Annotated in this window: 26 protein-coding genes and 2 tRNA genes; 18 read left to right on the top strand and 10 right to left on the bottom strand. The window is 64.3% G+C overall.

All coding sequences use genetic code 11. The features are described from left to right. Positions 1-332: 332 nt before the first annotated feature. Positions 333-965, bottom strand: a complete 633-nt coding sequence (locus ACSQ3O_RS13990; protein WP_436139324.1) for a DUF1294 domain-containing protein — start codon at positions 963-965, stop codon at positions 333-335. Between the two features lie 14 nt (positions 966-979). Next, positions 980-1870 (bottom strand): CoA transferase, encoded by an 891-nt coding sequence (locus tag ACSQ3O_RS13985; protein ID WP_436139323.1) that lies wholly within the window; start codon positions 1868-1870, stop codon positions 980-982. Positions 1871-2004: 134 nt separating this feature from the next. Here ACSQ3O_RS13985 and ygiD point away from each other — a divergent pair, with 134 nt between their 5' ends. Continuing rightward, entirely contained in the window at positions 2005-2910 is a 906-nt protein-coding gene (gene ygiD / locus ACSQ3O_RS13980) for a 4,5-DOPA dioxygenase extradiol (protein ID WP_436141127.1), read from the top strand. Between the two features lie 89 nt (positions 2911-2999). On the opposite strand, the gene ACSQ3O_RS13975 is transcribed toward ygiD, so the two are convergent. Both ACSQ3O_RS13975 and ACSQ3O_RS13970 read right to left on the bottom strand, forming a co-directional pair. Further along, on the bottom strand, positions 3000-3632 hold the full coding sequence (locus ACSQ3O_RS13975; RefSeq protein WP_436139322.1) for a nucleotidyltransferase family protein: 633 nt from the start codon (positions 3630-3632) through the stop codon (positions 3000-3002). After that, positions 3625-4821 carry an amino acid aminotransferase gene (locus ACSQ3O_RS13970; protein ID WP_015013978.1) on the bottom strand — a complete coding sequence of 399 codons (1197 nt, stop codon included), beginning with the start codon at positions 4819-4821 and terminating at the stop codon, positions 3625-3627. The genes ACSQ3O_RS13975 and ACSQ3O_RS13970 overlap by 8 nt, the downstream gene beginning before the upstream one ends. A 106-nt stretch (positions 4822-4927) precedes the next feature. Between ACSQ3O_RS13970 and uvrB the strand changes: the two genes are divergently transcribed. The 16 genes from uvrB (at position 4928) to ACSQ3O_RS13890 (ending at position 17422) form a co-directional block, all read left to right on the top strand. Further along, the gene (uvrB, locus tag ACSQ3O_RS13965; protein WP_436139321.1) at positions 4928-7018 is read left to right on the top strand and encodes an excinuclease ABC subunit UvrB; all 2091 of its coding nucleotides are present in this window, start codon (positions 4928-4930) and stop codon (positions 7016-7018) included. Between the two features lie 243 nt (positions 7019-7261). Then, positions 7262-7798, top strand: coding sequence for a Fe-S cluster assembly transcriptional regulator IscR (gene iscR / locus ACSQ3O_RS13960; RefSeq protein WP_015013980.1), 537 nt, complete (start codon positions 7262-7264; stop codon positions 7796-7798). A 112-nt stretch (positions 7799-7910) separates the two neighbouring features. Further along, on the top strand, positions 7911-9131 hold the full coding sequence (locus tag ACSQ3O_RS13955; protein WP_137745562.1) for an IscS subfamily cysteine desulfurase: 1221 nt from the start codon (positions 7911-7913) through the stop codon (positions 9129-9131). A 39-nt stretch (positions 9132-9170) separates the two neighbouring features. Further along, the gene (gene iscU / locus ACSQ3O_RS13950) at positions 9171-9575 is read left to right on the top strand and encodes a Fe-S cluster assembly scaffold IscU (protein WP_137745561.1); all 405 of its coding nucleotides are present in this window, start codon (positions 9171-9173) and stop codon (positions 9573-9575) included. Between the two features lie 20 nt (positions 9576-9595). After that, the gene (iscA, locus tag ACSQ3O_RS13945) at positions 9596-9919 is read left to right on the top strand and encodes an iron-sulfur cluster assembly protein IscA (protein ID WP_137745560.1); all 324 of its coding nucleotides are present in this window, start codon (positions 9596-9598) and stop codon (positions 9917-9919) included. Between the two features lie 84 nt (positions 9920-10003). Next, positions 10004-10522: a Fe-S protein assembly co-chaperone HscB gene (hscB, locus tag ACSQ3O_RS13940; RefSeq protein ID WP_436139320.1), complete on the top strand. Its 519-nt coding sequence runs from the start codon at positions 10004-10006 to the stop codon at positions 10520-10522. A gap of 71 nt (positions 10523-10593) precedes the next feature. Next, positions 10594-12465: a Fe-S protein assembly chaperone HscA gene (gene hscA, locus ACSQ3O_RS13935; protein WP_436139319.1), complete on the top strand. Its 1872-nt coding sequence runs from the start codon at positions 10594-10596 to the stop codon at positions 12463-12465. 41 nt (positions 12466-12506) lie between these two features. Then, positions 12507-12845 carry an ISC system 2Fe-2S type ferredoxin gene (gene fdx / locus ACSQ3O_RS13930; RefSeq protein ID WP_010458418.1) on the top strand — a complete coding sequence of 113 codons (339 nt, stop codon included), beginning with the start codon at positions 12507-12509 and terminating at the stop codon, positions 12843-12845. A gap of 1 nt (position 12846) precedes the next feature. Then, entirely contained in the window at positions 12847-13560 is a 714-nt protein-coding gene (gene dnaQ, locus ACSQ3O_RS13925) for a DNA polymerase III subunit epsilon (RefSeq protein WP_436139318.1), read from the top strand. Positions 13561-13598: 38 nt separating this feature from the next. Beyond that, positions 13599-13673 (top strand) — tRNA-Val (locus ACSQ3O_RS13920). 50 nt (positions 13674-13723) lie between these two features. Continuing rightward, positions 13724-13798: transfer RNA gene (locus tag ACSQ3O_RS13915), tRNA-Val, on the top strand. A gap of 196 nt (positions 13799-13994) precedes the next feature. Then, on the top strand, positions 13995-15035 hold the full coding sequence (locus ACSQ3O_RS13910) for a histone deacetylase family protein (RefSeq protein WP_436139317.1): 1041 nt from the start codon (positions 13995-13997) through the stop codon (positions 15033-15035). Positions 15036-15083: 48 nt separating this feature from the next. Beyond that, complete coding sequence (locus tag ACSQ3O_RS13905; RefSeq protein WP_436139316.1) at positions 15084-16181, top strand: NAD(P)/FAD-dependent oxidoreductase; 1098 nt, start codon at positions 15084-15086, stop codon at positions 16179-16181. A gap of 147 nt (positions 16182-16328) precedes the next feature. Further along, positions 16329-16631 (top strand): DUF883 domain-containing protein, encoded by a 303-nt coding sequence (locus tag ACSQ3O_RS13900; RefSeq protein ID WP_137745554.1) that lies wholly within the window; start codon positions 16329-16331, stop codon positions 16629-16631. Positions 16632-16682: 51 nt separating this feature from the next. Next, positions 16683-17078, top strand: a complete 396-nt coding sequence (locus ACSQ3O_RS13895; protein WP_137745553.1) for a phage holin family protein — start codon at positions 16683-16685, stop codon at positions 17076-17078. Between the two features lie 50 nt (positions 17079-17128). Continuing rightward, entirely contained in the window at positions 17129-17422 is a 294-nt protein-coding gene (locus tag ACSQ3O_RS13890) for a hypothetical protein (protein WP_436139315.1), read from the top strand. Between the two features lie 122 nt (positions 17423-17544). On the opposite strand, the gene ACSQ3O_RS13885 is transcribed toward ACSQ3O_RS13890, so the two are convergent. Then, on the bottom strand, positions 17545-18597 hold the full coding sequence (locus tag ACSQ3O_RS13885; RefSeq protein WP_298450586.1) for a quinone-dependent dihydroorotate dehydrogenase: 1053 nt from the start codon (positions 18595-18597) through the stop codon (positions 17545-17547). A gap of 36 nt (positions 18598-18633) precedes the next feature. Here ACSQ3O_RS13885 and rpiA point away from each other — a divergent pair, with 36 nt between their 5' ends. Then, a complete protein-coding gene (gene rpiA, locus ACSQ3O_RS13880) occupies positions 18634-19329 on the top strand; it encodes a ribose-5-phosphate isomerase RpiA (RefSeq protein WP_137745551.1) in 696 nt (231 codons plus the stop codon). A gap of 108 nt (positions 19330-19437) precedes the next feature. Here the strand turns inward: rpiA and ACSQ3O_RS13875 are convergent, their stop codons facing one another. The 5 genes from ACSQ3O_RS13875 to ACSQ3O_RS13855 all read right to left on the bottom strand — a co-directional run bounded on the left by ACSQ3O_RS13875 (position 19438) and on the right by ACSQ3O_RS13855 (position 26395). Then, positions 19438-20088 carry a glutaredoxin family protein gene (locus ACSQ3O_RS13875; RefSeq protein ID WP_436139314.1) on the bottom strand — a complete coding sequence of 217 codons (651 nt, stop codon included), beginning with the start codon at positions 20086-20088 and terminating at the stop codon, positions 19438-19440. Between the two features lie 65 nt (positions 20089-20153). Further along, positions 20154-22199, bottom strand: a complete 2046-nt coding sequence (locus tag ACSQ3O_RS13870; protein WP_436139313.1) for a M3 family metallopeptidase — start codon at positions 22197-22199, stop codon at positions 20154-20156. Between the two features lie 81 nt (positions 22200-22280). Beyond that, positions 22281-23135, bottom strand: coding sequence for a bifunctional methylenetetrahydrofolate dehydrogenase/methenyltetrahydrofolate cyclohydrolase FolD (gene folD / locus ACSQ3O_RS13865; RefSeq protein WP_298450599.1), 855 nt, complete (start codon positions 23133-23135; stop codon positions 22281-22283). A gap of 75 nt (positions 23136-23210) precedes the next feature. Further along, complete coding sequence (locus tag ACSQ3O_RS13860) at positions 23211-23837, bottom strand: response regulator transcription factor (RefSeq protein ID WP_015013997.1); 627 nt, start codon at positions 23835-23837, stop codon at positions 23211-23213. Further along, the gene (locus ACSQ3O_RS13855; RefSeq protein ID WP_436139312.1) at positions 23834-26395 is read right to left on the bottom strand and encodes a PAS domain S-box protein; all 2562 of its coding nucleotides are present in this window, start codon (positions 26393-26395) and stop codon (positions 23834-23836) included. Before ACSQ3O_RS13855 ends, ACSQ3O_RS13860 begins: the two co-directional genes overlap by 4 nt. Between the last annotated feature and the right edge of the window lie 83 nt (positions 26396-26478).

Below are 26478 nucleotides of genomic sequence, written 5' to 3'. Positions count from 1 at the left end.
GGCCGCAGTGCTTGCAGAGCCATCTGCTGCTGCCAGCGTGTGGGGCTAGCGTGCCAGCGCCGTTTGTTCAGACAGGGCGCACAGCCTGCGCAGCTGCAGTTGCCGGGCCCTTGGGGTGCTACAGATGTGGTGCCGAAGATGGCCCCGCAGGGCCTGCCCCTGCGCTGTGGCCTTGGTGGTGCACCGGGTGCTCAAAGTACAAGCAAAAATGGCCACTGCCGCTCGTCCATCATGCACTTTTAGCTATCAAAATAAAAGCGTTTCGGGGGCTGCTACCGCAGCTATCCGCCGACCCAGGCCGCCAGCGCTGCGCAATGCAGCACCACCGTGGCTCAGTACACGGCGCGGAACTCCTGCTTGCTCGACTTGTGCCGCAGCCACTGCTGCGCGCACCACGCGCCCGGCCAGCCGCCTGCCAGGCTGAGCAGGTGCAGGTGTTTTTCTGGTGTGCGCCACCGGCCTCTTTGTGCTGCGCTTTTGTCCATGGCATAGGTGACAAAGGTCAGGAGGTTGATGGCCGCAGCAGCGCCCAGTGACCACAGCGGGAGCCTGCCCGCCCAGACGCCCCAGGCCAGCAGCGCGGCCCAGCCCAGCATCAGGACCAGGGTGGGCAGGGCAGGGGCATGGGCCTCCAGGTGCTTTTTTGCCGGGCGCTCGCGGCGCGGGGCGGGTGGCGGGGCTGGGGGGCGCGCGTGCGGTGCCTTGCGCGGAGGCGCTGTTGTAGACGCGCTGGCGGCTGGGCGGGTTACGCCCCCGGCCTGGGCCGCAGGCTGCACCGCCATTGCCCGGGGTCCTTTGCCGCCCACGTGGATTTCTTCGTAGACCACGGCCAGCCCCTCGCGGGGCGCTGCGCTGCCCTGGTAGTCCCGCACATGAAAGAACACATCGGCAGAGGTGTCGGGGCTGCGGATAAAGCCGAACGCGCGCGTGGTGTCCCAGCGGATGACGGTGCCTTGTTTCTGCATCGGTACAAGGAGACTCAGGCCAGGGTGTGCAAGGGGATGTCCTGCGCCACCGCCAGCGCATCCAGCTGGGCACGGGTCTGCGTGCGCAAGAAGGCCGCCACTGCTGCGTGGGTGGCGGGGGCGCGCAGCACCTGCGGGTCGCCCGTGGCAGGCAGGCCGGCGGCTGCGCACAGGCTGGCAGCAAAGTGCGGTTCCAGCGCCGCTACGGCCACACGCCCGTCGGCGCAGGGGTAGATGCGGTAGCCCGCGTGGTGGCCGCCCACGTCGCCATCGGGCGTGGTCAGGCCCCAGTCGCGCGGCTGGGCCAGCCAGGCGGCGGCGTCGGCCAGGGCCACTTCGATGCACATGCCGCTGCCGGTGTGGGCGCGCTCCAGCAGGGCCTGCAGCACGGCTTCGCTCGCCATCAGGGCGCCGCCCATGTCGGCATAGAGCGTGGGCGGCATCTCGGTGCCGGTCACCAGGCCCGCATCGGCCAGGTAGGTGAGGTCGTGGCCGGGCTCTTCGGCCCGCTCGGCGGCTGCGCCCACGATGCGAACCAGTGATAAACGAGGGTATTTGGCCTGGAGAACGTCCCAGCCGAGGCCCAGCTTGGTGAGCGCCGAGGGGCGGAAGGAGGTGATCAGCACATCGGTGCGGGCCAGCTCTGCGTGCAGCGTGGCCTGACCCTCGGGGGTCTTGAGGTGGGCATGCACCACCCGCACGCCCTGGTGCAGCGTGGCGTAGGCCGCCGGGCTGTAGACGCCCATGGGGTCGGCGCTGGGGTAGCCGGGGGGCGGGGGCGGTTCGAGCTTGGTGCATTCGGCGCCCATGCGTGCACAGCGCATCAGGGCGGCGGGGCCGGGCAGGTTGAGGGCGAGGCTCAGGACACGGGTGTTGCGCAGGGGCTGGGGCAGGGCGGTGGGCATGGGTGGGAGGGTGTCTCGGTGTTGTGGTTCTTGAATGCAGGGGGCGGTGCCGGAACTTCGCGGTACGCCCCGGCTCACTCCCTGCGTTATACATAATTTGTTACGCTCCCTGACCCATGCAACGCAGAACCTCTTTGGCCACCCTCACGGGCCTGGCCGTCTTTCCGGGAGCCTTCATGACCACGTCCCTGAGCAGTGCTGCCACGGCGCCCGCGCTGCAGGCGCTCAAGCCTTCGCCCCGCATGCCGGTGATGTTTGTGGGCCATGGCAGCCCCATGAACGCCATCGAGGACAACGCCTGGCGCCGCAGCTGGCAGGCCATGGGCGCAGAGCTTATGGCGCGCGCGGTGCAGCCACAGCTCATCCTGTGCGTGTCGGCCCACTGGCTCACGCGCGGTGGCTGGCAGCTGACGGGCATGGCCAACCCCAAAACCATCCACGACTTTGGCGGCTTCCCCCAGGCGCTGTTTGACCAGCAGTACCCTGTGCCGGGTGCCCCGGCGGTGGCACGCAGCCTGGCCAAGGAGCTGAAATCCCCGGCCACGGGCGCTGCGCTGGGTGTGGACGAGGGCCAATGGGGCCTGGATCATGGCACCTGGTCGGTGCTCAAGCCCATGTTCCCCCAGGCGCGCATCCCCGTGATGCAGCTCAGCATGGACTACAGCCGTGCCCCGGCCGAGCACTATGCGCTAGGCCAGCAGCTCAAGGCCCTGCGCGAGCGCGGCGTGCTGATCGTGGGCAGCGGCAACATCGTGCACAACCTGCGCGCATCCCGCCGTGGCGCGGCCGCCAACGAAGCCTACGACTGGGCCACGGAGTTCGACACCGTGGTGCAGGAGCAGATCAAAAAGGGCCAACTGGGCGCCTTGCAGGACTTCCTGAAGCTGGGCGCCGTGGCCCAGCAGGCACACCCCACCCACGAGCACTACCTGCCGCTGCTGTACGCCGCAGGTGCGGTGGAGGCCAGCGAAATGCCGCGCTTCTTCAACACCGGCTACCAGTCTGCGTCGATCTCGATGCGGTCGGTGCTGTGGGGGTGACGGCGCGAGCGGTGCCCCAGTTGGTCACTGTTTGCTCCTTATTTGATAGCTTGTAAGGCTCATCTATTGGGCGGTAGAGGCCAATTTTGCTAAGATTTTTGAACCTGCCTGTCCATGTGGGGCTGGCTCTGCTGGATCGTGAGCCACGGCCAGCGCTCGCGGTAGCTTTCTGCCTTGGCCTGAAACAGCGGCAGATGCGGGCAGGCTGGGTTGGGTTTGAGCAAGCCTGCGTACAGTTCTTCCAGCCCATAGGGCGCGTACAGCGTGGGCTGGCACGCGCCAGGCTCGCCACCAGGCTGCAGACCCACACAGGTGCAGGGCACCAGAAAACGCTCGATCCCGTTCTGGGCCGACTGCAGTGGCGCATACGGGTAACCAAACCAGCGCTCGTACCAGAGGTGCACCCGGGCCTGGTTCTTGGCTTCGACGGTGATCGGTAGGTCTGAGAAGAGGGCGGTGACTCTGTCCTGAACGGCCTGTTCTGCTGCTTCGGACAGATCCGATGCATCAAAGTAAAACAGGTCGTAGTCCTTGATGTGTGCCGTGGGTGCCAGGCCGGAGCGTAGGTTCCACACTGTCTGGAACAGGCAGCCTGCCACCAGCCAGGCGTCGGGCAGGCCCAGAAACGGCAAACGCTCCAGAAAGGCCGCGTTGTGCGGGTTCTGGAGCGCTTCGCTCACAAAGCGGCGCGCGAGCGCCGCCTGCTCATCGTGCTCAGACAACCTTGGCGATCGCCTGGCAGACGTAGTCGATGTTCTTGCTGTTCAGGGCGGCGACGCACATGCGGCCGGTGTCGGTGCCGTACACGCCGAACTCATTGCGCAGGCGCACCATCTGGTCCTTGGACAGGCCGGAGTAGCTGAACATGCCGATCTGCGTGGTGATGAAGCTCATGTCTTGTTTCACACCGGCGGCCTTCAGGCCGTCGACCAGCTTCTGGCGCATGGCCTTGATGCGCACGCGCATTTCGGCCAGTTCCTTTTCCCACATCGCACGCAGCTCGGGGTTGTTCAGCACGGCAGCCACCACCGCACCGCCGTGTGTGGGCGGGTTGGAGTAGTTGGTGCGGATCACGATCTTGAGCTGGGACAGCACGCGGCTGGCTTCTTCCTTGTCCGTGCACAGCACCGACAGGCCGCCCACGCGCTCGCCGTACAGGCTGAAGCTCTTGGAGAACGAGGTGGACACAAAGAAGTTCAGGCCAGCGGCCACGAACTTCTGAATGACGGCGCCGTCTTCGGCGATGCCGTGGCCGAAGCCTTGGTAGGCCATGTCCAGGAACGGCGTCAGGCCCTTGGCCTTGACAGCAGCGATGACCTGGTCCCACTGTTCGGGGGTGATGTCATAGCCGGTCGGGTTATGGCAGCAGGCGTGCAGCACGACGATGGTGCCGGGAGCGGCCGCGTTCAGGCTGGCCAGGAAACCTTCGAAGTTCACGCCGCGCTTTTCGGCGTCGTAGTACGCGTAGGTATCGACTTCAAAACCAGCGTTGGTGAACAGCGCGCGGTGGTTTTCCCAGCTGGGGTCGGAGATCAGCACCTTGGCGTTAGGGCTGACCTTCTTCAAGAAGTCGGCTCCGATCTTCAGGCCGCCGGTACCGCCGATGGCCTGCACGGTGGCCACGCGGCCGGACTTCACGGGTTCGCTGTCGGCGCCGAACACCAGGCTCTTGACGGCGTTGTCATAGGCCACGATGCCGTCGATGGGCAGGTAGCCCCGGGCCGTGGGCTTTTCCATCATGGTCTTTTCAGCGGCCTGCACGCACTGCAGCAGGGGCAGCTTGCCGTTGTCGTCGAAATAAACGCCGACGCCCAGGTTGACCTTGTTGGGGTTGGTGTCGGCGTTGAATTGCTCGTTGAGGCCCAGGATGGGGTCGCGGGGGGCCATTTCGACGGCGGTGAACAGAGACATGAAAATCCTTGAAAGGTTGTCAGTAGCGAAGAATCCGGGCGTGGTGTACTGTGCCGGGTTCCGCCGATTTTAACGGGCGGCCTGCTCCACCCGTTGACCACGCCCCATGCCAGATATCACCGAAGTCATAACTGAAAAGCAAGACGGCGAGTTCGTCCGCTTCCCTGATTCCCCCTTCGAACTGTTCCAGCCCTATCCCCCCGCAGGTGACCAGCCCGAAGCCATTGCCAAGCTGGTGGAGGGTCTGCATGACGGAGAAACCTTCCAGACCCTGCTGGGCGTGACGGGCTCGGGCAAGACCTTCACCATGGCCAACGTGATCGCGCGCATGGGCCGCCCGGCCATCATCTTTGCGCCCAACAAGACGCTGGCCGCGCAGCTGTATAGCGAGTTCCGCGAGTTCTTTCCCAAGAACGCCGTGGAGTATTTCGTCAGCTACTACGACTACTACCAGCCCGAGGCCTATGTGCCGCAGCGCGACCTGTTCATTGAAAAGGACAGCGCGATCAACGAGCATATCGAGCAGATGCGGCTGTCGTGCACCAAGAGCCTGATGGAGCGGCGCGACGTGGTGATCGTGGCCACCGTGTCGGCCATCTACGGCATTGGCGAGCCCGAGAGCTACCACCGCATGGTGATGACGCTGCGCGTTGGCGACAAGGCGGGGCAGCGCGATGTGATCGCCCAGCTGATCCGCATGCAGTACCAGCGCAACGAGGCGGACTTCAGCCGGGGCAAGTTCCGCGTGCGGGGCGACACCATCGATGTGTTCCCGGCGGAGCATTCCGAGCTGGCGATCCGCATCGAGCTGTTTGATGACGAGGTGGAAAGCCTGCAGCTGTTCGACCCGCTCACCGGGCGCATCAAGCAGAAGATCCCGCGCTTTACCGTGTACCCCAGCAGCCACTACGTGACGCCACGCGACAAGGTGCTGGCGGCGGTGGAGACCATCAAGATCGAACTGGCCGAGCGGCTGCAGCAACTGGTGGCTGACGGCAAGCTGGTGGAGGCCCAGCGGCTGGAGCAGCGCACGCGGTTCGATCTGGAAATGCTCAGCGAAGTAGGGCACTGCAAGGGCATCGAGAACTACACGCGGCACCTGTCAGGCGCAGCGCCGGGGGACCCGCCCAGCACGTTGACGGACTACATGCCCCGCGATGCACTCATGTTCCTGGACGAGAGCCACCAGATGATCGGCCAGCTCAGCGCCATGTACAACGGCGACCGCGCGCGCAAGACCACGCTGGTGGAGTATGGCTTTCGGCTGCCTTCGGCGCTGGACAACCGCCCGCTCAAGTTCGAAGAGTTCGAGCAGCGCATGCGTCAGGTGATTTTTGTGACTGCCACGCCCGCCGACTACGAAAAGCAGCATTCCGGCCAGATCGTGGACCAAGTGGTGCGCCCCACCGGCCTGGTGGACCCGATTGTGGAGGTGCGCCCCGCCACCCACCAGGTGGACGATGTGCTGCAGGAGATCCGTATCCGCGTGGAAAAGGAGGAGCGCGTGCTCATCACCACGCTGACCAAGCGCATGGCCGAGCAGCTCACCGACTACCTCACCGACAACGGCGTGAAGGTGCGCTATCTGCACAGCGACGTGGACACGGTGGAGCGCGTAGAGATCATCCGCGACCTGCGGCTGGGGGCGTTTGACGTGCTGGTGGGCATCAACCTGCTGCGCGAAGGGCTGGACATCCCCGAGGTGTCGTTGGTGGCGATCCTGGACGCCGACAAGGAGGGCTTCCTGCGTGCAGAGCGCAGCCTGATCCAGACCATTGGCCGCGCGGCCCGCAATCTCAATGGCAAGGCCATCCTGTATGCGGACCGCATCACCGAGTCCATGAAAAAAGCCATGGGCGAGACGGAACGCCGCCGCATCAAGCAGATCGCACACAACGAAGCGCACGGCATCACACCGCGCAGCATTGTCAAGCGGGTAAGAGACCTGATTGACGGGGTTTATAGCGAAAAAGCGGGCAAGGATGCCGAGCGGCTGGAGCAGGAAGCCCTGCAGCGCGCCAAGGTGGAGGACATGTCCGAGAAGGACGTGGCGCGCGAGATCAAGCGGCTGGAGAAGCTCATGCTGGAGCATGCGCGCAACCTGGAGTTCGAGCAGGCGGCCCGCGTGCGGGACCAGCTGTCGCGGCTCAAGGAGCAGGCGTTTGGTGCGCACGGAGGCGATTCGGTTGCCTTGTGATCGGAGGCTGGAAGCCCTGAAAATACAATCTCGGATGAATTGCGACTTGTTGGTTTTTTATCCCGACAAATTCAATAGGGATTTGTGTTATACTTGCATAAAACACTCAAGAACAAAGCCCAACGATGAAGGGCTCCGCGCGGCTTGCTGGGCGGAGTAAGGGGCGGAGACGGTGCCCGTGCTGACCACTAGCCAGCGCAGGCAGTTTCTTTAACGAACGAGCCTCAGCACAAGGAGCTTGCAATGCGTCTCACCACCAAAGGCCGTTTTGCGGTCACTGCCATGATTGACTTGGCACTGCGTCAGAACAACGGCCCCGTCACCTTGGCTGCGATCAGCCAGCGCCAGCAGATTTCGCTGTCCTACCTCGAACAGCTTTTTGGCAAGCTGCGCCGCCATGAACTGGTGGAGTCCACCCGTGGCCCCGGTGGCGGTTACACCCTGGCCCGCAAGGCGGGCGACATCACGGTGGCCGACATCATTGTCTCGGTGGACGAGCCCATTGACGCCACGCAGTGCGGTGGTAAGGAAAACTGCCTGGGCGAAGCCGGACGCTGCATGACGCACGAGCTGTGGGCATCGCTCAACCAGCGTATGGTGGAGTTCCTCGACTCCGTGACCCTGCAAAAACTCGTGGACGAACAACTCGCCAAGGGTGTGCAGATCGAAGACAAGCCCGTGGTGCGCCGTGCCATCTCCACGACGCCGGTGGTCAAGCCCATCCGGGTGAATGCGCCCAACTCGGTGTTCGCGCTGGGCAACGTTTTCGCGAAATCCTGACACCTGCGGTGCTCGCGCCGGCCCCTGGGGTCGGCACCGCCCTGAACGCGTTTTCCCGAACATCGACTTTTTCCTGCAAATCTGCCAGCCAGACACCTTTACTGAGCCAGCCATGGACATGACCCCGCACTTCCCCATCTATCTCGACTATGGCGCCACGACCCCGGTGGACCCCCGTGTGGTGGACGCCATGATCCCTTGGCTGCGCGAGCATTTTGGCAACGCGGCGTCGCGCAGCCACGCCTGGGGCTGGGAAGCCGAGGAGGCCGTCGAAAAGGCGCGTGTGCAAGTGGCTGATCTGATTGGTGCCGACCCCCGCGAAATCGTCTGGACCAGCGGCGCCACCGAGTCCATCAACCTGGCCCTGAAGGGCGCAGCCCAGTTCTACAAGGGCAAGGGCAAGCACCTCATCACGCTCAAGACCGAACACAAGGCCGTGCTGGACACCATGCGCGAGCTGGAGCGCCAGGGCTTTGAAGCCACCTATCTGGACGTGCAGGAAGACGGCCTGGTCAACATGGACGCGCTCAAGGCGGCCATCCGCCCTGACACCATTCTGATCAGCATCCTGTTCGTGAACAACGAAATCGGCGTGATCCAGGACATCCCGGCCATCGGCGCGCTGTGCCGTGAAAAGGGCATCCTGCTGCACGTGGATGCGGCGCAGGCCACCGGCCGCGTTGCCATCGACATGGCCACCTTGCCCGTCGATCTGATGAGCATGACAGCCCACAAGACCTATGGCCCCAAGGGCGTGGGTGCCCTGTATGTGCGCCGCAAGCCCCGCGTGCGTCTGGAAGCCCAGATGCACGGTGGCGGCCACGAGCGTGGTATGCGCTCGGGCACCTTGCCCACCCATCAGATCGTGGGTATGGGCGAAGCTTTTCGCATCGCCAAGGAAGAAATGGCCGAGAGCAATGCCAAGGCCCACGCGCTGCAGCAGCGCCTGCTTGACGGCCTCAAGGACATCGAGCAAGTGTTCATCAACGGCAGCATGGAGCGCCGTGTGCCGCAGAACCTGAACATGAGCTTCAACTACGTCGAAGGCGAGTCGCTCATCATGGGCATCAAGGGTCTGGCCGTGTCGTCCGGTTCTGCCTGCACATCGGCTAGTCTGGAGCCCAGCTATGTGCTGCGCGCGCTGGGCCGTAGCGACGAATTGGCCCATAGCAGCCTGCGCATGACCATCGGCCGTTTCACGACCGAAGAAGAGATCGATTACGCGATTTCCACCATCCGCGAGAACGTCGCCCGCCTGCGCGAGTTGAGCCCGCTGTGGGAGATGTACAAGGATGGCATCGATATCAGCACCATCCAATGGGCTGCGCACTGAATCCCTGAAGATTTTTGAAGAATTGAAGAGGTACACATCATGGCTTACTCCGACAAAGTGGTTGACCATTACGAGAACCCCCGCAACGTGGGTTCGTTCGACAAGGGTGATGATTCGGTGGGCACCGGCATGGTGGGCGCGCCCGCCTGCGGCGACGTGATGAAGCTGCAGATCAAGGTGAATCCCGCCACTGGTGTGATCGAAGACGCACGTTTCAAGACCTATGGTTGCGGCTCGGCCATTGCCTCGTCGTCGCTGGTGACCGAATGGGTCAAAGGCAAGACGCTGGACGAAGCGGCAGCCCTCAAGAACAGCGAAATCGCCGAAGAACTGGCCTTGCCGCCCGTGAAGGTGCACTGCTCCATCCTGGCCGAAGACGCCATCAAGGCCGCAGTACTGGACTACAAGACCAAACACGCAGCCACCACAACAGCCGCTGCCTGAGCGCATTCACCGAGAGCAATATGGCCATCACGCTGACAGAAGCCGCTGCCCGGCACGTCAACCGCTACCTTACCCGCCGAGGCAAGGGCCTGGGTGTGCGCCTGGGGGTCAAGACGACCGGCTGCTCGGGGCTTGCCTACAAGCTGGAATATGTGGACGACAGCGAGCCCGAGGACATCGTGTTTGAAAACCACGGTGTCAAGGTGCTGATCGACCCCAAGAGCCTGGCCTACATCGACGGCACCGAGCTTGACTTCGTGCGCGAGGGCCTCAATGAAGGCTTCAAGTTCAACAACCCCAACGAGCGGGACCGCTGCGGTTGTGGGGAGAGCTTCCGCGTCTGAACGTCTTGGGTTGATGTCACGCCAAACCGCCAACGCGCTCTGTGCTGGCGGTTTTTTCTTGGTTTTCCCTCTCGTCCCCCGCGCATGAATCTGCAATCTGACGACTTCGAACTGTTTGGCCTTGAGCGCTGCTTTGCCCAGGAGCGCAGCGCCATCGATGCGCGCTGGAAGGAACTGCAGCGCGAAGCACATCCCGACAAGTTTGCGGCGCAAGGCCCGGCCGCGCAGCGCGTGGCCATGCAATGGTCGGTGCGCATCAACGAGGCCTACCAGCGCCTGAAGGACCCGATGCGCCGCGCCGCCTACCTGTGCGAGTTGCACGGCGCACCCATCAACGCCGAAGACAACACGGCCATGCCCGCAGCCTTCCTCATGCAGCAGATGGAGTGGCGCGAGGCGCTGGAAGACGCCCGCGCAGACAGTGCGCTGGACGCACTGGACGATGAGGTGGAGCAGGCGCGCCGTGCCGCGCTGGCGCATTGCGGGCAGCTCATCGACCAGCAACAGGACTACGCAGGCGCAGCCCGCCAGGTCAGAGCCCTCATGTTCATTGCGCGATTTGCCGACGACATTGAACGTCGCCGAGAGCAACTGGGACAATAGAGCGGTTTTGCTTTCCCCTGAGCCTCCGTTTGCGTGACGGCAGGCTCCACCACGTTGAGACCCGAAATTTCATGGCGCTTCTGCAGATTTCCGAACCCGGCCAGTCCCCCGACCCGCACCAGCGGCGCATCGCCGTAGGCATCGACCTGGGCACCACCCACTCTCTGGTTGCCGCTGTGCGCAATGGCGTGTCTGAATGCCTGCCCGATGCCCAGGGCCGGGTGCTGCTGCCTTCGGTGGTGCGCTATCTGGAAAACGGCGGGCGCCAGATTGGCTATGACGCCGTGGCCGCGCAGGCCCAGGACGCGCGCAACACCATCGCCTCGGTCAAGCGTTTCATGGGGCGGGGCCTGAAGGACGTGGCAGAGGCAGGCAAGCTGCCCTACGACTTTGTTCACGCCAGCGATGCAGGTGCAGGGGGCATGGTCAGTCTGGCCACGGTGGACGGCAACAAGTCGCCGGTAGAGGTCAGCGCCGAGATTCTGGCCACGCTGCGCTACCGGGCCGAAGACACTTTCAATGACGATCTGTATGGCGCGGTCATCACCGTGCCCGCCTACTTCGACGACGCACAGCGCCAAGCCACCAAGGATGCGGCCAAGCTCGCGGGCATCCACCTGCTGCGCCTGATCAACGAACCCACGGCGGCGGCGATTGCCTATGGCCTGGACAACGCCAGTGAAGGTGTCTACGCCGTGTACGACCTGGGGGGCGGCACCTTTGACATCTCCATCCTGCGCTTGACGCAAGGCGTGTTCGAAGTCATCGCCACCGGTGGTGACTCGGCCCTGGGTGGGGACGACTACGACGCCGCACTGGCCGACTGGGTGCTGCAGCAACTGGGGTTGGAAGCCATCACTGCCGCCGACAAATCGGCCGTGCGCATGGCTGCACGCGCCTGCAAGGAAACATTGACTGCTACTGATTCAGTAGCATTTAAGGCAATACTATCGCGCGGCGAGGCCCGTTTTGATGTCAAGAAATCAGACTTTGAAGCCGCGACCGCCGAGTTGACCGCCCGCTCGATGGCCGCCGTGCGCCGCGCGTTGCGCGATGCCCACCTGGCGCGCGACGAGGTGCAGGGTGTGGTGATGGTGGGCGGCTCCACCCGCATGCCCCAGGTGCAGCGCGCGGTAGCTGAGTTCTTTGGCAAAGAGCCGTTGACCAACCTGAACCCTGACGAAGTGGTGGCCCTGGGGGCCGCCATCCAGGCCAACCAGCTCGCGGGCAACAACACGGCAGGGGACCTGCTGCTGCTGGATGTGATCCCGCTGTCGCTGGGCATCGAAACCATGGGGGGGCTGGTTGAGCGCATCGTGGCGCGCAATGAGACCATTCCCACGGCCAAGGCGCAGGATTTCACCACCTACAAGGACGGGCAGACCGCGTTGGCGGTCCACGTGGTGCAGGGCGAGCGTGACCTGGTGCAGGACTGCCGCAGCCTTGCGCGTTTCGAGCTGCGCGGCATTCCGCCCATGGCCGCAGGTGCTGCGCGCATCCGCGTGACCTTTACCGTCGATGCCGATGGCCTGCTGAGCGTGAGCGCGAAGGAGCAGGGCAGTGGCGTGGAGGCGCGCATCGATGTGAAGCCGTCGTATGGTCTCTCGGACGAGCAGATCGCGCGCATGCTGCAGGACGGCTTTGCCACGGCGGCGCAGGACATGAAGGCCCGTGCCGTGGTCGAGGCCCGCGTGGACGCTGACCGCATGCTGCTTGCCACCCAGAGCGCGCTGGATGCCGATGGCGACGTGCTGAGCCCGCAGGAGCGCGCCGCGATTGACGCCCTGATGGTGGCTCTGCGCCACCAGCGCGACGTTGACGACGCCGCCGTCATCGAAGCGGCCACCGATGCACTGGCGAAGGGCACCGAAGCCTTTGCGGCCCAGCGCATGAACCGTGGCATCCAGCAGGCACTTGCTGGCAAGAACGTGCAGGCCCTTTGATATAGCCGACCGCATCTGTCGAACAAAAACAAGACCATCCCATGCCCGTCATCAAGATCCTTCCCCACCCCGAGTACTGCCCCGCAGGCACCGAAATCACGGCCCCCGCAGGCACGTCGATCTGCGAGGCGCTGCTGGACAACCACATCAACATTGAGCACGCCTGCGACATGAGCTGCGCCTGTACCACCTGCCACGTCATCGTGCGCCAAGGGTTGAACTCGCTCAACGAGGCCGAAGAAGAGGAAGAAGACCTGCTCGACCGCGCATGGGGCCTGGAGCCGCAGTCGCGCCTGTCGTGCCAGGCCATCCTGGCGCAGACCGATGTGACTGTGGAAATTCCGAAGTACACGATCAACCACGCCAAGGAAAACCACTGAAATGACACGGCAGATCGTTCTCGACACCGAAACCACCGGCCTCTCGGCCGAGGGCGGCGACCGCATCATTGAACTGGGTTGTGTGGAGCTGCTCAATCGCAAGCTCACGGGCAACAATCTCCACCTGTACTTCAATCCGGGCCGCGATAGCCACGAAGACGCGCTGAAGGTGCACGGCATCAGCAACGAGTTCTTGAAGGACAAGCCCAAGTTTGCCGAGGTGGTGGACGACATCCTGCAGTACCTGCAAGGCGCCGAAATCATCATCCACAACGCGGCGTTCGACGTGGGTTTTCTGAATAAGGAGCTGGAACTGGTGGGGCGCCCCGCGTTCCGCACCTATGTGGAAAGCGTGACCGACACCTTGGCCATGGCCAAGGAGATGTACCCGGGCAAGCGCAATTCGCTCGATGCCCTGTGCGACCGCCTGGGCGTGGACAACTCGGGCCGTACGCTGCATGGCGCCTTGCTGGATGCCGAGTTGCTGGCCGATGTGTACATCAACCTCACGCGCGGGCAGGATGCGCTGCTCATGGCCGATGATGCCCAGGAGGGGGCTGGCGGCGTGAAGGTGGCTGCCATCGATTTGCGTGGCCTGGCGTTGCCGGTGCTGCGCGCCAGCGAGCAGGAGCAGGCCGCGCATGCCGAGGTGCTGACCCAGATCGACAAGGCCAGCGGAGGCAAAACAATTTGGCGAACTTCTCAGTCGGCCTGAAAAGCTGTGCCATAATCTAAGGCTTGTCACAGCGACACGGGTGATTAGCTCAGCGGTAGAGCACTGCCTTCACACGGCAGGGGTCACATGTTCGATCCATGTATCACCCACCACGCTTTCGACAGACTTTCGCGCAACAACCTTGCTTCAAGGTGTGGGCGACGGGTGATTAGCTCAGCGGTAGAGCACTGCCTTCACACGGCAGGGGTCACATGTTCGATCCATGTATCACCCACCAATACAAACCCCTGCAGATTTCTGGTCTGCAGGGGTTTTTTCTTGCGGGTGTCGTTTGTGGGTGCGGACATCGACGCACGCAGGGGTGAGACAAGGCTTCGGCACCTTGCCAAGCCGCTACAGTGTCGGGCTTGGTTTCCTGCGGCGGCGCGTGGCCCGCTGCACCTTTCCTTTCACTGCTTGCTGGCGCCCAGACGATGATCACTTTTCACAATCCCCTGCACCAAGGGCACGCCCCTGTCCACGAATTTTTCCGTGGCGAGCGGGTGCCCTGTTTCGAGAAACCTGCGCGGGTGGACTATGTGGAGGAGGCTCTGCATGCACGTGGTCACGGGATGTCGGCTCCGGATGTGGACAGCAGCCCTGTGCTGGCGCAGGTGCATGCACCGCGTTACCTCGCCTTTTTGCAGACCGCCTGGCAGCAATGGCTCGCGCTCGACCCCGTCGCCAACGCGGCGGTCCAGCCGTTTCCCTCGGTCTGGCCGGTGCGCACACTGCGCAGTGATGTCGAGCCCGACAACTTCGTGGCCCGCCTGGGTCTGTACTCCATGGACAACGGCACGCCCATGGCCGCAGGCACCTGGGCGGCAGCCAAGGCCGGAGCCGATGCCGCAGCGAGCGCCGCTGCACGCGTGGGGCAAGGAGCCCGCGCCGCCTTTTGCTGCACGCGCCCACCAGGCCACCATGCCGGGCCCGATTTCATGGGCGGCTACTGCTTCTTGAACAACGCCGCCGTGGCTGCGCAGGCGCTACGCAACCAGGGCGCCCGGCGCGTGGCTTTGCTGGATGTGGACTACCATCATGGCAATGGCACCCAAAGCATTTTTTACGACCGTGATGACGTGTTCTTCGTCAGCCTGCATGGCGATCCCCGCACGGAGTACCCGTTCTACCTCGGCCATGCGGACGAAGTGGGCGAAGGGAAGGGGACCGGCTACAACCTGAACCTGCCGCTGCCTGCGGGCACCAGCGCAGCCACCTGGTTCGCTGCTTTGGAGCAGGCCTGCACGCGCATCGCTGGCTATCAGGCCGATGCGCTGGTGATCTCGCTGGGCCTTGATGCTTTCGAGGGCGATCCGATCTCCCGCTTTGCGCTTGCGTCTTCTGACTTCACCCGGCTGGGCGAGCGTCTGGCCCGTCTGGACCTGCCCACCGTGTTTGTGCTGGAGGGTGGGTATGCCGCTGCCGAACTGGGGACCAATGCCGTCAACGTACTGGATGGGTTTGAGCAGGCATAACACCAGTCTGGGGGAGAAAGGCTGGTTTGCAGCGGAAGGAGCGGACGAATGACCGATACGGTGGATTGTGTGGTGGTGGGCGCGGGTGTGGTGGGCTTGGCCGTGGCCCGTGCCCTGGCCTTGCAGGGGCGCGAGGTGCTGGTGCTGGAGGCGGCCGATGCCATTGGCACGGGCATCAGCTCGCGCAACAGCGAGGTGATCCATGCCGGGCTGTACTACCCCACTAGCTCGCTCAAAGCGCGTTTGTGCGTGCGGGGCAAGGAACTGCTGTACGCCTACTGCGCGGAGCGCGGGGTGCCACACCGGCGCTGCGGCAAGCTGCTGGTGGCCACGTCGGCCGCGCAGCTGGCCAGCGTGGAGTCGATCCAGGCGCGTGCGCAGGCCAACGGAGTGCTCGACCTGCAGTGGCTCAGCCGCGACGAAGCCCTGGCACTGGAGCCTGCGCTGGAATGTGTGGGCGCGCTGCTTTCGCCCAGTACGGGCATTGTGGACAGCCATGCACTGATGCTGGCCCTGCAGGGCGACCTGGAGAACGCGGGCGGACTTGTGGCATTCAATTCGCCTCTTGCGCGCGCCCAGTGCGCGGAAGATGCTATCTATTTGGAAGCGGCCGACGGCACGCGCCTGCAGGCCCGCAGCGTTGTGAATGCGGCCGGTTTGCACGCACCGGCCTTGGCGGCCTACTTTTCAGGGCTGGACCCCACCCATGTGCCCACGGCGCACTTTGCCAAGGGCAGCTATTTCACGCTGACCGGCAAGGCCCCCTTCAGCCGCCTGATCTACCCGGTGCCTGAGGCTGCAGGGCTGGGGGTACATCTCACGCTCGACCTGGGTGGTCAGGCCAAGTTCGGGCCGGATGTGCAGTGGGTCACATCGGCCGACGACCTGCTGGTGGACCCAACGCGGGGCGATGCCTTCTATGCCGAGGTGCGCAAGTACTGGCCCGGCCTGCGCGATGGAGCCCTGGCTCCGGGGTACGCAGGCATCCGCCCAAAGATCCACGATGCAAGCCAGCCTGCGGCCGATTTTGTGATCCAGGGGCCTGCGGTCCATGGGGTGCCCGGGCTGGTGAATCTGTTTGGCATCGAATCGCCCGGCCTGACCAGTTCCCTGGCGATTGCAGAGCAGGTGGCTGCGCTGGTTTGAGGTTTGATCTGGGGCAAGGCTGTTGCAATCCGTAACCTCTTGCGCCCCCGTCCTACGAGGGGTCTCTGGGCGGGTGGCTAAGATGAACCGAGGTCCCCGTACTGGGGTTTTCCAAACCGCTTGTTGATTGAAAGAAAGGCTGCTTTTATGAATGCTTCCGACACTACCACCACCCAAGGCGAACTGGAAAAACTGGTTTCCGACCTGCGCGGCTTGCTGGCCAACAAGGATCTGGATGCAGTGCCAGAGATCAAACTGCTGCGCCAGCGCCTGGACGATGGCATGCACAACGTGCGCGAGTCCGCTGTGCGTGCCGCGCAAGACGCAGCCCGCCAAGCCAAGGAAGCCGCCCTGGCCGCCGACCGCTATGCCCACGACGAACCCTGGCGTGTGGCGGGTGCTGCATTGGCGGTGGGCGCCTTGGTGGGTTTTCTGCTTGCGCGCCGCTGAGCGCCCGGCCATGCGCATGCTGACCATGGCAGGCCCTGAGGGACGCCCCGCATGAACTGGCTGTCGCTCCTGGGCCTGGAAGGCCTGGCGGCGCGCTGGCGCGCCAACGTGATTGAGGGGGCCATTGCGGTGGAAGACCGCGTGGACCTGGCGCGCCTGGAGTGGGCCGACCTGAAACAGCGGATTCAGCAGTTGTTGGTGCTGACCATTGTGGTCACCGGGCTCACGGTGGTGGCATTGATCATGCTGTCGCTCGCGGTGCTGGTGCACTTCTGGGACACGCCGCAGCGCACTCTGGTCGCCTGGTTGGTGGCTGGCGTCTGGACGCTGGGGTGGGTGGCAGCGCTGGTGGCACTGGTGTCCGTGGCGCAGCGCGCGGGCAACGGTTTTGCACTGACGCGCAACGAGTTGGCCCAGGACTGGCGCGACATCAAGGAGCGGCTGTGAGTACACCTTCTAACGCTTCCCGGCCTGCAGTACCGGGACAAAGCCGATCCGTGCTGCCCCCGCCCACCGCCCAGCAGCAGCGCATCCTTGACCGCATCGCCTTGCAGCGCGAGCGGCTGCGCGCGCGCCGTGCCGCGCGTGCCCATGCCCAGGCATTGGCGCAGAGCCAGCATGCCGCCGCCGGGGGCGCGGAGGACTCGCTGGCAGTGCGTGCTGCGGGTTTTGCCCGCGAACATCCGCTGGCCGTGGCGGCCATGGCAGGTGTGGCCGTGATAGCCGGGCCACGGCGTTTGATCCGCTGGGCAGGTGTTCTGCTGCCCATGGTGCTGCGCCTGCGACGATGAGCACCTGGTGGGGTTAGGCTTCGTTCATCAGCAAAGAGAAGAGCCACTGCACAGTGGCTATTTTTTGGGGCGCGGAGGGTTGAATCCGAGGACTGACCTCAGGCTCCCGGGCGCTCCCAGGGTCAGGCCATGGCCTTGATGGCCTTGGCCGCCTTGACGACCAGGGCAGGCCCTTCGTAGATCAGGCCCGTGTAAATCTGCACCACATTCGCGCCAGCGCGGACCTTGCTCACCGCGTCTTCGGCGCTCATTACACCGCCCACGCCAATGATCGGAAAGCGGCTGCCCAGAGCGGCACGCAGTTGCCGGATGACCTGGTTGCTGGCCTCCCGCACGGGCGCGCCGCTGAGCCCGCCTGTTTCCTCAGCGTGGCGCATGCCTTGCACGGCCGCACGGCTGATGGTGGTGTTGGTGGCGATCACCCCGTCCATGCCGTGGCGTTGCAGCGTGGCAGCAATCACAGCCACCTGCGCCTCATCCAGATCAGGTGCAATCTTCACGAACACAGGCACGCGCTTGGCGTGTCGGGTGGCCAGTGTCTCGCGGCGCTCGGCAATGGCGGAGAGCAGGGCGTCCAGCGCTTCATCGCTTTGCAGCGCGCGCAGGTTCTGCGTGTTGGGCGAGCTGATGTTGACCGTCACATAGTCCGCATGCGGGTACACGCCTTCCAGACAGGTGAGGTAGTCGCTGGTGGCATTCTCGATGGGGGTGCTGGCGTTCTTGCCGATGTTCAGGCCCAACAGCATGGGGTGCTGGCGGTTTTGTTTGCGGAACTGCGCTTGCTGCACGTTGCGCAAGAAGGCTTCCAGGCCTTCGTTGTTGAAGCCCAGGCGGTTGATGAGGGCGCGGGCCTCGGGCAGACGGAACATGCGCGGCTTGGGGTTGCCAGGCTGCGCCTTGGGTGTGACGGTGCCCACCTCCACAAAGCCAAAGCCCATGGCGCCCAGTGCGTCGATGCAGCGTGCATTCTTGTCCAGGCCCGCTGCCATGCCCACCCGGTTCGGAAAGGTAAGACCCGCCAGCGTGACGGGATCATGGACGGTTTCGTTGCACCAGGCCCACTGCAGCGGCGTGCGTTGCCCGCGTGCCAGCATGTCCATGGTGAGTTCGTGGGCGGCTTCGGCGTCCATGCCGAAGAGAAAGGGGCGGGTGAGGGCGTAGGGGATCAGGGACATGGGGAGATAATTCAGGATTACCCCCGATTTTCTCCCATGACGACGATGACTCCCCTGACACAAGACGAACTCAAGACCCTGGTTGGCCAAGCCGCGCTGCAGTATGTGGTGCCCGGCGAGATTGTGGGGGTGGGCACAGGCTCCACGGTCAACAAGTTCATCGATGCGCTGGCGGGCATGAAGGACCAGATCAAAGGCGCTGTATCCAGTTCTGTGGCAAGCACCGAGCGCCTGAAGGCGCTCGGCATTCCTGTGTTCGATGCCAACGAAGTGAAGTCGCTCTCGGTCTACATCGATGGCGCTGATGAAATCGACGGTCAGGGCCACATGGTCAAAGGCGGTGGCGCGGCACTGACACGCGAGAAGATCGTGGCGGCCTTGGCCGAGCGCTTTGTCTGTATCGCTGATGAGTCCAAGCTGGTCCAGGCGCTGGGTCAGTTTCCCCTGCCGGTCGAAGTGATCCCCATGGCGGCCAACCATATTGCGCGCCGTTTCGAGGCCATGGGCGGTCAGGCCAGCCTGCGCCTCAAGGACGGCCAGCCGCTGGTGACCGATAACGGCCAGCACATCCTGGATGTGAAGGGCCTGTCGATCACCGACCCGCTGGCGTTCGAATCGCAGATCAACCAGTGGCCGGGCGTGGTGACCGTGGGGGTGTTTGCCCACCAGAAGGCCACGGTATGCCTGCTGGGGACGGCGCAGGGGGTCAAGACGCTGGACTATTCCCTCTGAGTGGCTTGCCGACAAACGTTTGTGCGATAGCGCAGAAGCGTTACTAAAAAGAAGGGGGTCCCGTGGGACCCCCTTCTTTTGGCTGGTGCAGCGGCGTTATGGTGCCCGTCAGAAGCGGATACCAGCCGGGTTGCTGGGCGTTGGGCCATCAATAGGGCGGGCCACCGGTGCGGGTCGTACAGGGGCTGCCGCTTTGGGTTTCTCTGCCGCAGGAACCGTTGCAGCCGACTTGACCGCCACCAGTGGCGTAGCGGCGGGCTGTTGGTAGTTGGCCGGCAGTTGTGACTGCTTGGGATAGCCCGCCGCATCCAGGTACTGTGTCCATTCCGCGTCGGAGAACCCTAGCAGTTGCTGGCCGCCAATGCTGCCAAACGGCAGGCTGGCCGATCCGCTCAGGCGCTGCAGCGCTGCCACATCTTCATTGGTGGACACGGTGCGCTCGCTGAATGGCACGCCTCTGGCGACAAGAGCGTTGCGCAAGCCCACGCAAGGGGCACAGTCATTGCCCGTGTAAATCGTGACAGGGAAGCGCGTCGCAATTTGCCGCAACTCATACGGCAGCGCTGCGCCGCTGGCAGGCGCTGGCGCCGGACCGGTAGTGCGTGCTGCCTGCGCCGGAGCATCGGCTGGCGGGCGGTCGGAGAACGTCACCTTGCCATCCGGCCCGACGATGCGGTAGACACCCTGCGCTTGTGCACTGGCGCCAGCCAGTGTCATCAGCAGCGAGGCCAACAAGGGGGCAAACAAGGGTTTCTGCATGGTTGTTCTCCTTACTCCAGTTTTTGTGGGCTGGCGGCGTGGGGGATGGTGTCCGCTGGGCGGGCTCAGGCGGTCAATTCCTCGGCCATGCCCTGGTGGCGCAACAGGGCGTCCAGGCTGGGCTCCCGGCCCCGGAAGGCTTTGAAGGACTCCATGGCGGGGCGGCTGCCGCCCGTTTCCAGAATCGCTTCGCGGTAGCGGCGTCCGGTTTCGGTGCTGGGCAGGCCATCGCTGCCCGCCGTTTCTTCAAAGGCGGCATACGCGTCGGCGCTGAGTACCTCGGCCCACTTGTAGCTGTAGTACCCGGCCGCGTAGCCACCCGCAAAGATGTGGCTGAAGGTGTGGGCCGTGCGACTGAAAGGGGGCGGCTGCAGCACCGCCACTTCCTGGCGCACCTGCGTCAGCAAGGGCATGAAGTCCTGTGCAGGGTCGTGTTCGGTGTGCAGCAGCATGTCGAACAGCGCAAATTCGATCTGGCGCAGCGTGGCCATGCCGCTCTGGAAGTTCTTGGCCGCAATCATCTTGTCGAACAGGGCGCGGGGCAGAGGTTCGCCCGTAGCCACGTGAGCTGTCATGTGCTTGAGCACGTCCCATTCCCAGCAGAAGTTCTCCATGAACTGGCTGGGCAGTTCCACTGCGTCCCACTCCACGCCGCCGATGCCAGAGACATCGCGCTCGTTCACCTGCGTGAGCATGTGGTGCAGGCCGTGGCCGAATTCGTGGAACAGCGTGATCACATCGTCATGCGTCAGCAGGGGCGGCTTGCCATCCACGCCATCAGCAAAATTGCAGACCAAGTGAGCCACAGGCATCTGCAGCACGCCGGTGTCCGGGCGCTGCCAGCGGGTGCGCACGTCATCCATCCAGGCGCCGCCGCGTTTGCCGGTGCGGGCCGGCTGGTCCAGGTAAAACTGGCCGACCAGGGCACCGTTGCGTTCAATGCGGTAGAACTCCACCGCCGGATGCCATACGGGTGCAGAGTCGCGGCGAATGGAGACCTCGAACAATGTCTCGATGATCTTGAACAGCCCCGCCAGCACCTTGGGCGCAGTGAAGTACTCCTTGAGCTCCTGCTCGCTGAATGCGTAGCGGGCTTCCTTAAGTTTTTCGGAGATGTAGGGCCAGTCCCAGGCCTGCGGATCGCTCAGTCCCAGGTGCTCGGCGGCAAAGGCGCGCAGATCGGCCACATCCTTCTCGGCATACGGGCGGGCGCGGCGGCCCAGGTCGCGCAGGAAGCGGATGACCTCGGCAGGCGACTGTGCCATTTTGGGCACCACGGAGACTTCGCCAAAGTTGGTGTAGCCCAGCAACTGGGCCTCTTCGCGGCGCAGGGCCAGGATCTCGCCAATCAGGGCAGAGTTGTCGAATTTGCGGGCATCGCCTTCGGCCTGATCGGAGGCGCGGGTGACATAGGCGCGGTAGAGTTTGGCACGCAGGTCGCTGCGCGCGGCAAACTGCATCACCGGCAGGTAGCAAGGCATCTTGAGCGTGAGCTTGTAGCCCGCCTTGCCTTCGGCCTCCGCCGCAGCCAGGGCGGCCTGCTGCACGTCAGAAGGGATGCCCTCCAGTTCTTCGGCCGTGGCGTAGTAGGCGTAGGCGTCGGTCGCGTCCAGAGCGTTTTCGCTGAACTTCTGGCTCAGCTCGGCCTGGCGTTCCTGGATCTGCGCGAAGCGCTCCTTGGCAGCACCGGTCAACTCGGCACCTGAGAGGACAAAGTTGCGCACTGCATTCGAGTGGGCCTGCCGCTGCTCGGACGTGAGGGTGGCGGGATCGATGGCCTTGTACTTGGCGTACAGGCGTTCGTCGGCACCCAGGCGCGTCCAGAACTCGGTGACGCGGGGCAGAGCAGCGTTGTAGGCGGCCCGCAGCTCGGGCGTGTCGGCCACGCTGTTGAGGTGGCTCACGGCGCCCCAGGCGCGCCCCAGCTGCTCGGTGGCCACATCCAGCACTTTGGCAATGGCGTCCCAGCGGACTGGAAAGTCCGGGGCGGTGACGGCCTCCAGCGCCTGGTTGACGCGCTCCAGCAGCACGTCCATCGCCGGGGCGACATCCTGCGGCGTGATGCGGTCGAAAAGGGGTAGGTCCGAGAAGTCGAGAAGGGCGTTGCTCATGCGAAATTAGATGGCGCCAGGTGGCACAGGTTCAAGTTGCAAAGCGGCCGACGCCGACCTCGGAGGCACTGAGTGGCGAGCTCAGTCCGCAGCGGTGCGCTCGGCGGCTTCGATGGTGTTGACCAGCAGCATGGTAATGGTCATGGGGCCAACCCCGCCAGGCACGGGGGTGATCCAGCCCGCGACTTCCTTGACGCCATCAAAGTCCACGTCGCCGCAGAGCTTGCCTTCGTCGTTGCGGTTCATGCCCACGTCGATCACCACGGCGCCGGGTTTGACCATGTCGGCGGTCAGCACATTGCGCTTGCCGACTGCGGCCACGATCACGTCGGCCTGCAGTGTCTGGGCCTTCAGGTCCTGAGTGGCGCTGTGGCAGACGGTGACGGTGGCGTTCTGGCCCAGCAGCATCAGCGCCATGGGCTTGCCCACGATGTTGCTGCGGCCGATGACCACGGCGTGTTTGCCCTTGAGGCTGTAACCGATGCTCTCCAGCATCTTCATGCAGCCGTAGGGGGTGCAGGGCCAGAAGCCGGGCATGCCGGTCATCAGCGCACCCGCGCTGGCGATGTGGAAGCCGTCCACATCCTTGGCGGGCGAGATGGCTTCGATCACCTTTTGCGCATCGATGTGCTTAGGCAACGGCAGCTGCACCAGGATGCCGTGGATGGCCGGGTCATTGTTGAGCGCTTCCACGCGGGCCAGCAGCGCGGCCTCGGTCATGTCGGCGTCGTACTTTTCGAGCACAGAGTGCAGGCCGCTGTCTTCGCAGGCCTTGACCTTGTTGCGCACATAGACCTGGCTGGCCGGGTTGTCGCCCACCAGCACCACGGCCAGCCCGGGCGTGACACCACGGGTTTTCAAAGCCGCAGCGCGTTGCGCCACATCGGTGCGCAGTTGGCGGGAGAGGGCGTTGCCGTCGATGAGCTGTGCTGTCATATCAAAAATACAAGTCAAAAATGCCGTTTGCGCGCACTGGATAAGCGCAAGCAGCTATTAAAAAGTGAGTAGCCCTCAGCCCTTGGGTGCGTTCTGGCCCAGGGCGATCTTGAGCAGGTCGGCCACGGTGTTGGCGTTGAGCTTTTCCATGATGTTGGCGCGGTGCGCCTCCACCGTCTTGATGCTGATCCCGAGGTCGTCGGCAATCTGCTTGTTCAGGCGGCCCGCGACGATGCGTTCGAGCACCTGGGCTTCGCGGCTGGTGAGCTTGGAGAGCAGGGCGTCGCGGCTGGCGGCCTGCTGGTAGCCTGCGAAGCTCTCGCGGGCATGGTCCAGCATGCGCTCGACCAGACCCACCAGTTCTTCTTCGTCAAACGGCTTCTGGATGAAGTCGAGTGCGCCTTTCTTCATGGTGTTCACGGCCATGGGCACGTCGCCGTGGCCGGTGATGAACACGATGGGCAGGGGGGACTTGCGCTCGATCAGGCGGTCTTGCAGCTCCAGGCCGGTCATGCCGCCCATGCGGATATCCACGATCAGGCAAGCGACTTCGCGCGGGTCGTAGCGGGAGAGAAAGGTCTCGGCCGAATCAAAGCAACGTACACGGTAGTCCTTGCCTTCCAGCAGCCACTGCAGGGAATCGCGGACGGCTTCGTCGTCATCTACGACGTAAACAGTGCCTTTTTTCGGGATCAAGCTCATGCAACAGTCCTTGGGTTTTGTACGTTTGCTACAGAATTTGTAGTGCCATCGGCAGGCTTGGCAAGCGGCAGCCAGAAGGAGAACCTGCAGCCGATGACCTCCGGGCCATTGTAGAGGTTCTCCGCCTGCATCCGGCCCTGGTGCGACTCGACGATGCTGCGGCACAGATTGAGGCCCATGCCCATGCCTTCGGCCTTGGTGGAGAAGAAGGCTTCGAACAGGCGTTCCAGCACCTCGGGCGCCAGGCCCTTGCCGGTGTCCTGCACCGAAAACTCCACCACCTGCCGGTCTTCGATCTGCTTGGGCACCACACGCAGCTCCACGCTACGGCCCGAAGCGGGGCGGTTGGCGTGCTGGATGGCTTCCGCGCCGTTCTTCATGAGGTTGACCAGCACCTGCTCGATCAGGATGGTGTCGGCCATCACGGGCGGCAGGCGGGCGGCCACGTAGTGCGTCAGGCGCACGTTGTGGCGGCGCAGTTCGATGTCGGCCAGCTCAACGGCTTCGTTCACCATCGAGTGCACGTCGGCCAGCGCCCGGTTGGGCTCGCTTTTCTTCACGAAGGAGCGGATGCGCTGGATGATTTGGCCCGCGCGCTGCGCTTGGTGCGCCGTCTTTTGCAGGGCCGTGAGCAGCGCCTCTTCGGTCAGCTGGCCGCTCTGGATGCGCGAGACCATGCCGCTGCAGTAGTTGTTGATGGCCGTGAGCGGCTGGTTCAGCTCGTGCGCCACGCTCGAAGCCATCTCACCCATGGTGATGAGGCGGCTCACGGACTGGGCGCGCTCGGCCTGGCGTTCGGCCTGCTCTTCGGCCAGGCGGCGGGGGGTGATGTCGGTGGCGATCACCATCTGCGCGAGGCGGCCGTCCACCCAGTTCAGGTAACGCGAGCGCACTTCCAGCCATTTGCCCAGGTCGGGCAGGTAGATTTCGGCGTTCTCGGTGCGGGCACTGGTGAGCGGATCGGTGGGCAGGCCCATCAGGCCGTCTTCGTCGTCCATGCCGCCGTGCTCTTTGCCCGCCACAGGCACCACGCCCGCTTGCGCCACCAGTTGCAAGTGCCCGCCGGTCTGCGAGCCAAACCACTGGCGGTAAAGCTTGTTGGCAAACAGCAGCTCCTCGCTGCCCAGCGGCGCCACCGACACCGAGGCGTCCAGCGACTCCAGCACGATGGTGAAGCGCTCGTGCGATGCCGACAACTGTTCGCGGATGCGGTTCGGCTCGGTGATATCGGTCATCGAGGTCATCCAGCCGGTCTGCTGGCCATGGGCATCGATCAGCGGCGACACATACAGGCGGGCATCGAACAGCGTGCCGCTCTTGCGCTTGACGCGCACCTGGAAACCACCCGCCATGGTGTTGCCGCGCAGCTCGTCGCGCAGTTTGGCCTGCAGGGTTTCGTGGTCGGCCTCGGGCCAGTAGGGGAAAGGCGCCTTCAGTCCCACCAGCTCTTCCGCGCTCCAGCCTGTCATCTGGCAAAAAGCGGCGTTCACATAGCTGATGCGGCCTTCCATGTCCAGGGCACGCATGCCGGTGAGGATGGAGTTTTCCATCGCGCGGCGGAAGTTGGTCTCGGCCACCAGCGCCTCTTGGGCCTGCATGCGGCGCCGGGTGTGGCGCCAGGTGGCGATCAGCATCCAGGCCGTCATTGCACTCAGCGTTCCCACCAGCCAGAACAGGCCGCTGCCGACCACGCCGAGGGACGTGCGGTAGGCCTGCGCGCGCAGCACCAGGCCATTGCCCACGGGGGAGACAGGGATCTCGTATTCGTTGGCCTTGGGCGTCCAGGGCAGGAGCTGGGTGGCCTTGTTGCGCGGCCCGAGCGGCGTGCCAGCCAGCACCTGGCTCTTGCTGTCCAGCAGCGTCACGGCATAGCGCGCCAGCACCTCGGTGGGGGTGCCATAGCGCAGCAGGCTGTCGATGGAATATTCGCCCAGCACCACGCCGCTGAACTTGCCCTGGTTGTTGAGCGGCACCTGCAGTTGCAGCAGCGGGGTGGCATCGCCCGAGGTGGCGGCGGGCTGGGCATACACGGGCTGCTGCAGGTCGCGTGCCAGGCCGAAGGTGTCGGCGGTGTCGCCGGGTTTGAGCACTTCGCCAGCAATGCGCAGTTCGTTGCTGGCCAGCGTGGGTGCGGCATGGCTGGCGCGGATGCGGCGGCGGTCGTCGATCCAGGTGATGGCCTGCAGCTCTGGGTATTGGCTGATCAGCGCTTCGGCGCGGCCCACAAACTCGGCGCGGCCCAGGTCCTGGTTGGACAGGTCACGCGCAATGCGCATGAGCTGCTCCTGGCGTTCCAGCAGGCGCAGGCGCACGCGCTGCTGAGCGTATTCCACATCGCGCCGCAGGGCTTCTTGCTCGCGCTCGGCCTCTTCGGCCCGCAGGTACCAGAAAGCCGCCACGATGGCCGCCAGAAACATCAGCACCGCAGCCAGGGGGGCAAGTGCCGCAAACCGGTCCTGGCGGGTGGGCGACAGGCCGCGCCACCACTTGCGCCACCAGCGTATGGGCGCAGCCACGGTCGCAGCCGTGGGGGAGGGGGCAGGGGGCATCGAATCCATCCTCCAAGTGTAGGGGAGCCGTGCCCTGCATTCTCCCAGTCAGTAGATGTGCATCTGCAGCAAAATATCATTATATGGAATGA

It is taken from the genome of Acidovorax sp. LjRoot74 (genome assembly GCF_964254355.1).
Taxonomy (GTDB): Bacteria; Pseudomonadota; Gammaproteobacteria; order Burkholderiales; family Burkholderiaceae_C; genus Acidovorax.
This window is presented reverse-complemented; position numbering and strand designations above follow the sequence as displayed.

What these genes read in the sequence shown, in the direction of transcription:
- ACSQ3O_RS13900 (WP_137745554.1), top strand. Translation starts at nt 16,329, where the DNA reads ATGAATGCTTCCGACACTACCACCACCCAAGGCGAACTGGAAAAACTG.
- folD (WP_298450599.1), bottom strand. Translation starts at nt 23,135, where the DNA reads ATGACAGCACAGCTCATCGACGGCAACGCCCTCTCCCGCCAACTGCGC.
- hscB (WP_436139320.1), top strand. Translation starts at nt 10,004, where the DNA reads ATGAATCTGCAATCTGACGACTTCGAACTGTTTGGCCTTGAGCGCTGC.
- ACSQ3O_RS13870 (WP_436139313.1), bottom strand. Translation starts at nt 22,199, where the DNA reads ATGAGCAACGCCCTTCTCGACTTCTCGGACCTACCCCTTTTCGACCGC.
- ACSQ3O_RS13985 (WP_436139323.1), bottom strand. Translation starts at nt 1,870, where the DNA reads ATGCCCACCGCCCTGCCCCAGCCCCTGCGCAACACCCGTGTCCTGAGC.
- fdx (WP_010458418.1), top strand. Translation starts at nt 12,507, where the DNA reads ATGCCCGTCATCAAGATCCTTCCCCACCCCGAGTACTGCCCCGCAGGC.
- ACSQ3O_RS13905 (WP_436139316.1), top strand. Translation starts at nt 15,084, where the DNA reads ATGACCGATACGGTGGATTGTGTGGTGGTGGGCGCGGGTGTGGTGGGC.
- ACSQ3O_RS13990 (WP_436139324.1), bottom strand. Translation starts at nt 965, where the DNA reads ATGCAGAAACAAGGCACCGTCATCCGCTGGGACACCACGCGCGCGTTC.
- ACSQ3O_RS13955 (WP_137745562.1), top strand. Translation starts at nt 7,911, where the DNA reads ATGGACATGACCCCGCACTTCCCCATCTATCTCGACTATGGCGCCACG.
- ACSQ3O_RS13910 (WP_436139317.1), top strand. Translation starts at nt 13,995, where the DNA reads ATGATCACTTTTCACAATCCCCTGCACCAAGGGCACGCCCCTGTCCAC.
- hscA (WP_436139319.1), top strand. Translation starts at nt 10,594, where the DNA reads ATGGCGCTTCTGCAGATTTCCGAACCCGGCCAGTCCCCCGACCCGCAC.
- iscU (WP_137745561.1), top strand. Translation starts at nt 9,171, where the DNA reads ATGGCTTACTCCGACAAAGTGGTTGACCATTACGAGAACCCCCGCAAC.
- ACSQ3O_RS13860 (WP_015013997.1), bottom strand. Translation starts at nt 23,837, where the DNA reads ATGAGCTTGATCCCGAAAAAAGGCACTGTTTACGTCGTAGATGACGAC.
- iscR (WP_015013980.1), top strand. Translation starts at nt 7,262, where the DNA reads ATGCGTCTCACCACCAAAGGCCGTTTTGCGGTCACTGCCATGATTGAC.
- ACSQ3O_RS13895 (WP_137745553.1), top strand. Translation starts at nt 16,683, where the DNA reads ATGAACTGGCTGTCGCTCCTGGGCCTGGAAGGCCTGGCGGCGCGCTGG.
- ACSQ3O_RS13855 (WP_436139312.1), bottom strand. Translation starts at nt 26,395, where the DNA reads ATGGATTCGATGCCCCCTGCCCCCTCCCCCACGGCTGCGACCGTGGCT.
- dnaQ (WP_436139318.1), top strand. Translation starts at nt 12,847, where the DNA reads ATGACACGGCAGATCGTTCTCGACACCGAAACCACCGGCCTCTCGGCC.
- uvrB (WP_436139321.1), top strand. Translation starts at nt 4,928, where the DNA reads ATGCCAGATATCACCGAAGTCATAACTGAAAAGCAAGACGGCGAGTTC.
- ACSQ3O_RS13875 (WP_436139314.1), bottom strand. Translation starts at nt 20,088, where the DNA reads ATGCAGAAACCCTTGTTTGCCCCCTTGTTGGCCTCGCTGCTGATGACA.
- ACSQ3O_RS13885 (WP_298450586.1), bottom strand. Translation starts at nt 18,597, where the DNA reads ATGTCCCTGATCCCCTACGCCCTCACCCGCCCCTTTCTCTTCGGCATG.
- rpiA (WP_137745551.1), top strand. Translation starts at nt 18,634, where the DNA reads ATGACGACGATGACTCCCCTGACACAAGACGAACTCAAGACCCTGGTT.
- ACSQ3O_RS13970 (WP_015013978.1), bottom strand. Translation starts at nt 4,821, where the DNA reads ATGTCTCTGTTCACCGCCGTCGAAATGGCCCCCCGCGACCCCATCCTG.
- iscA (WP_137745560.1), top strand. Translation starts at nt 9,596, where the DNA reads ATGGCCATCACGCTGACAGAAGCCGCTGCCCGGCACGTCAACCGCTAC.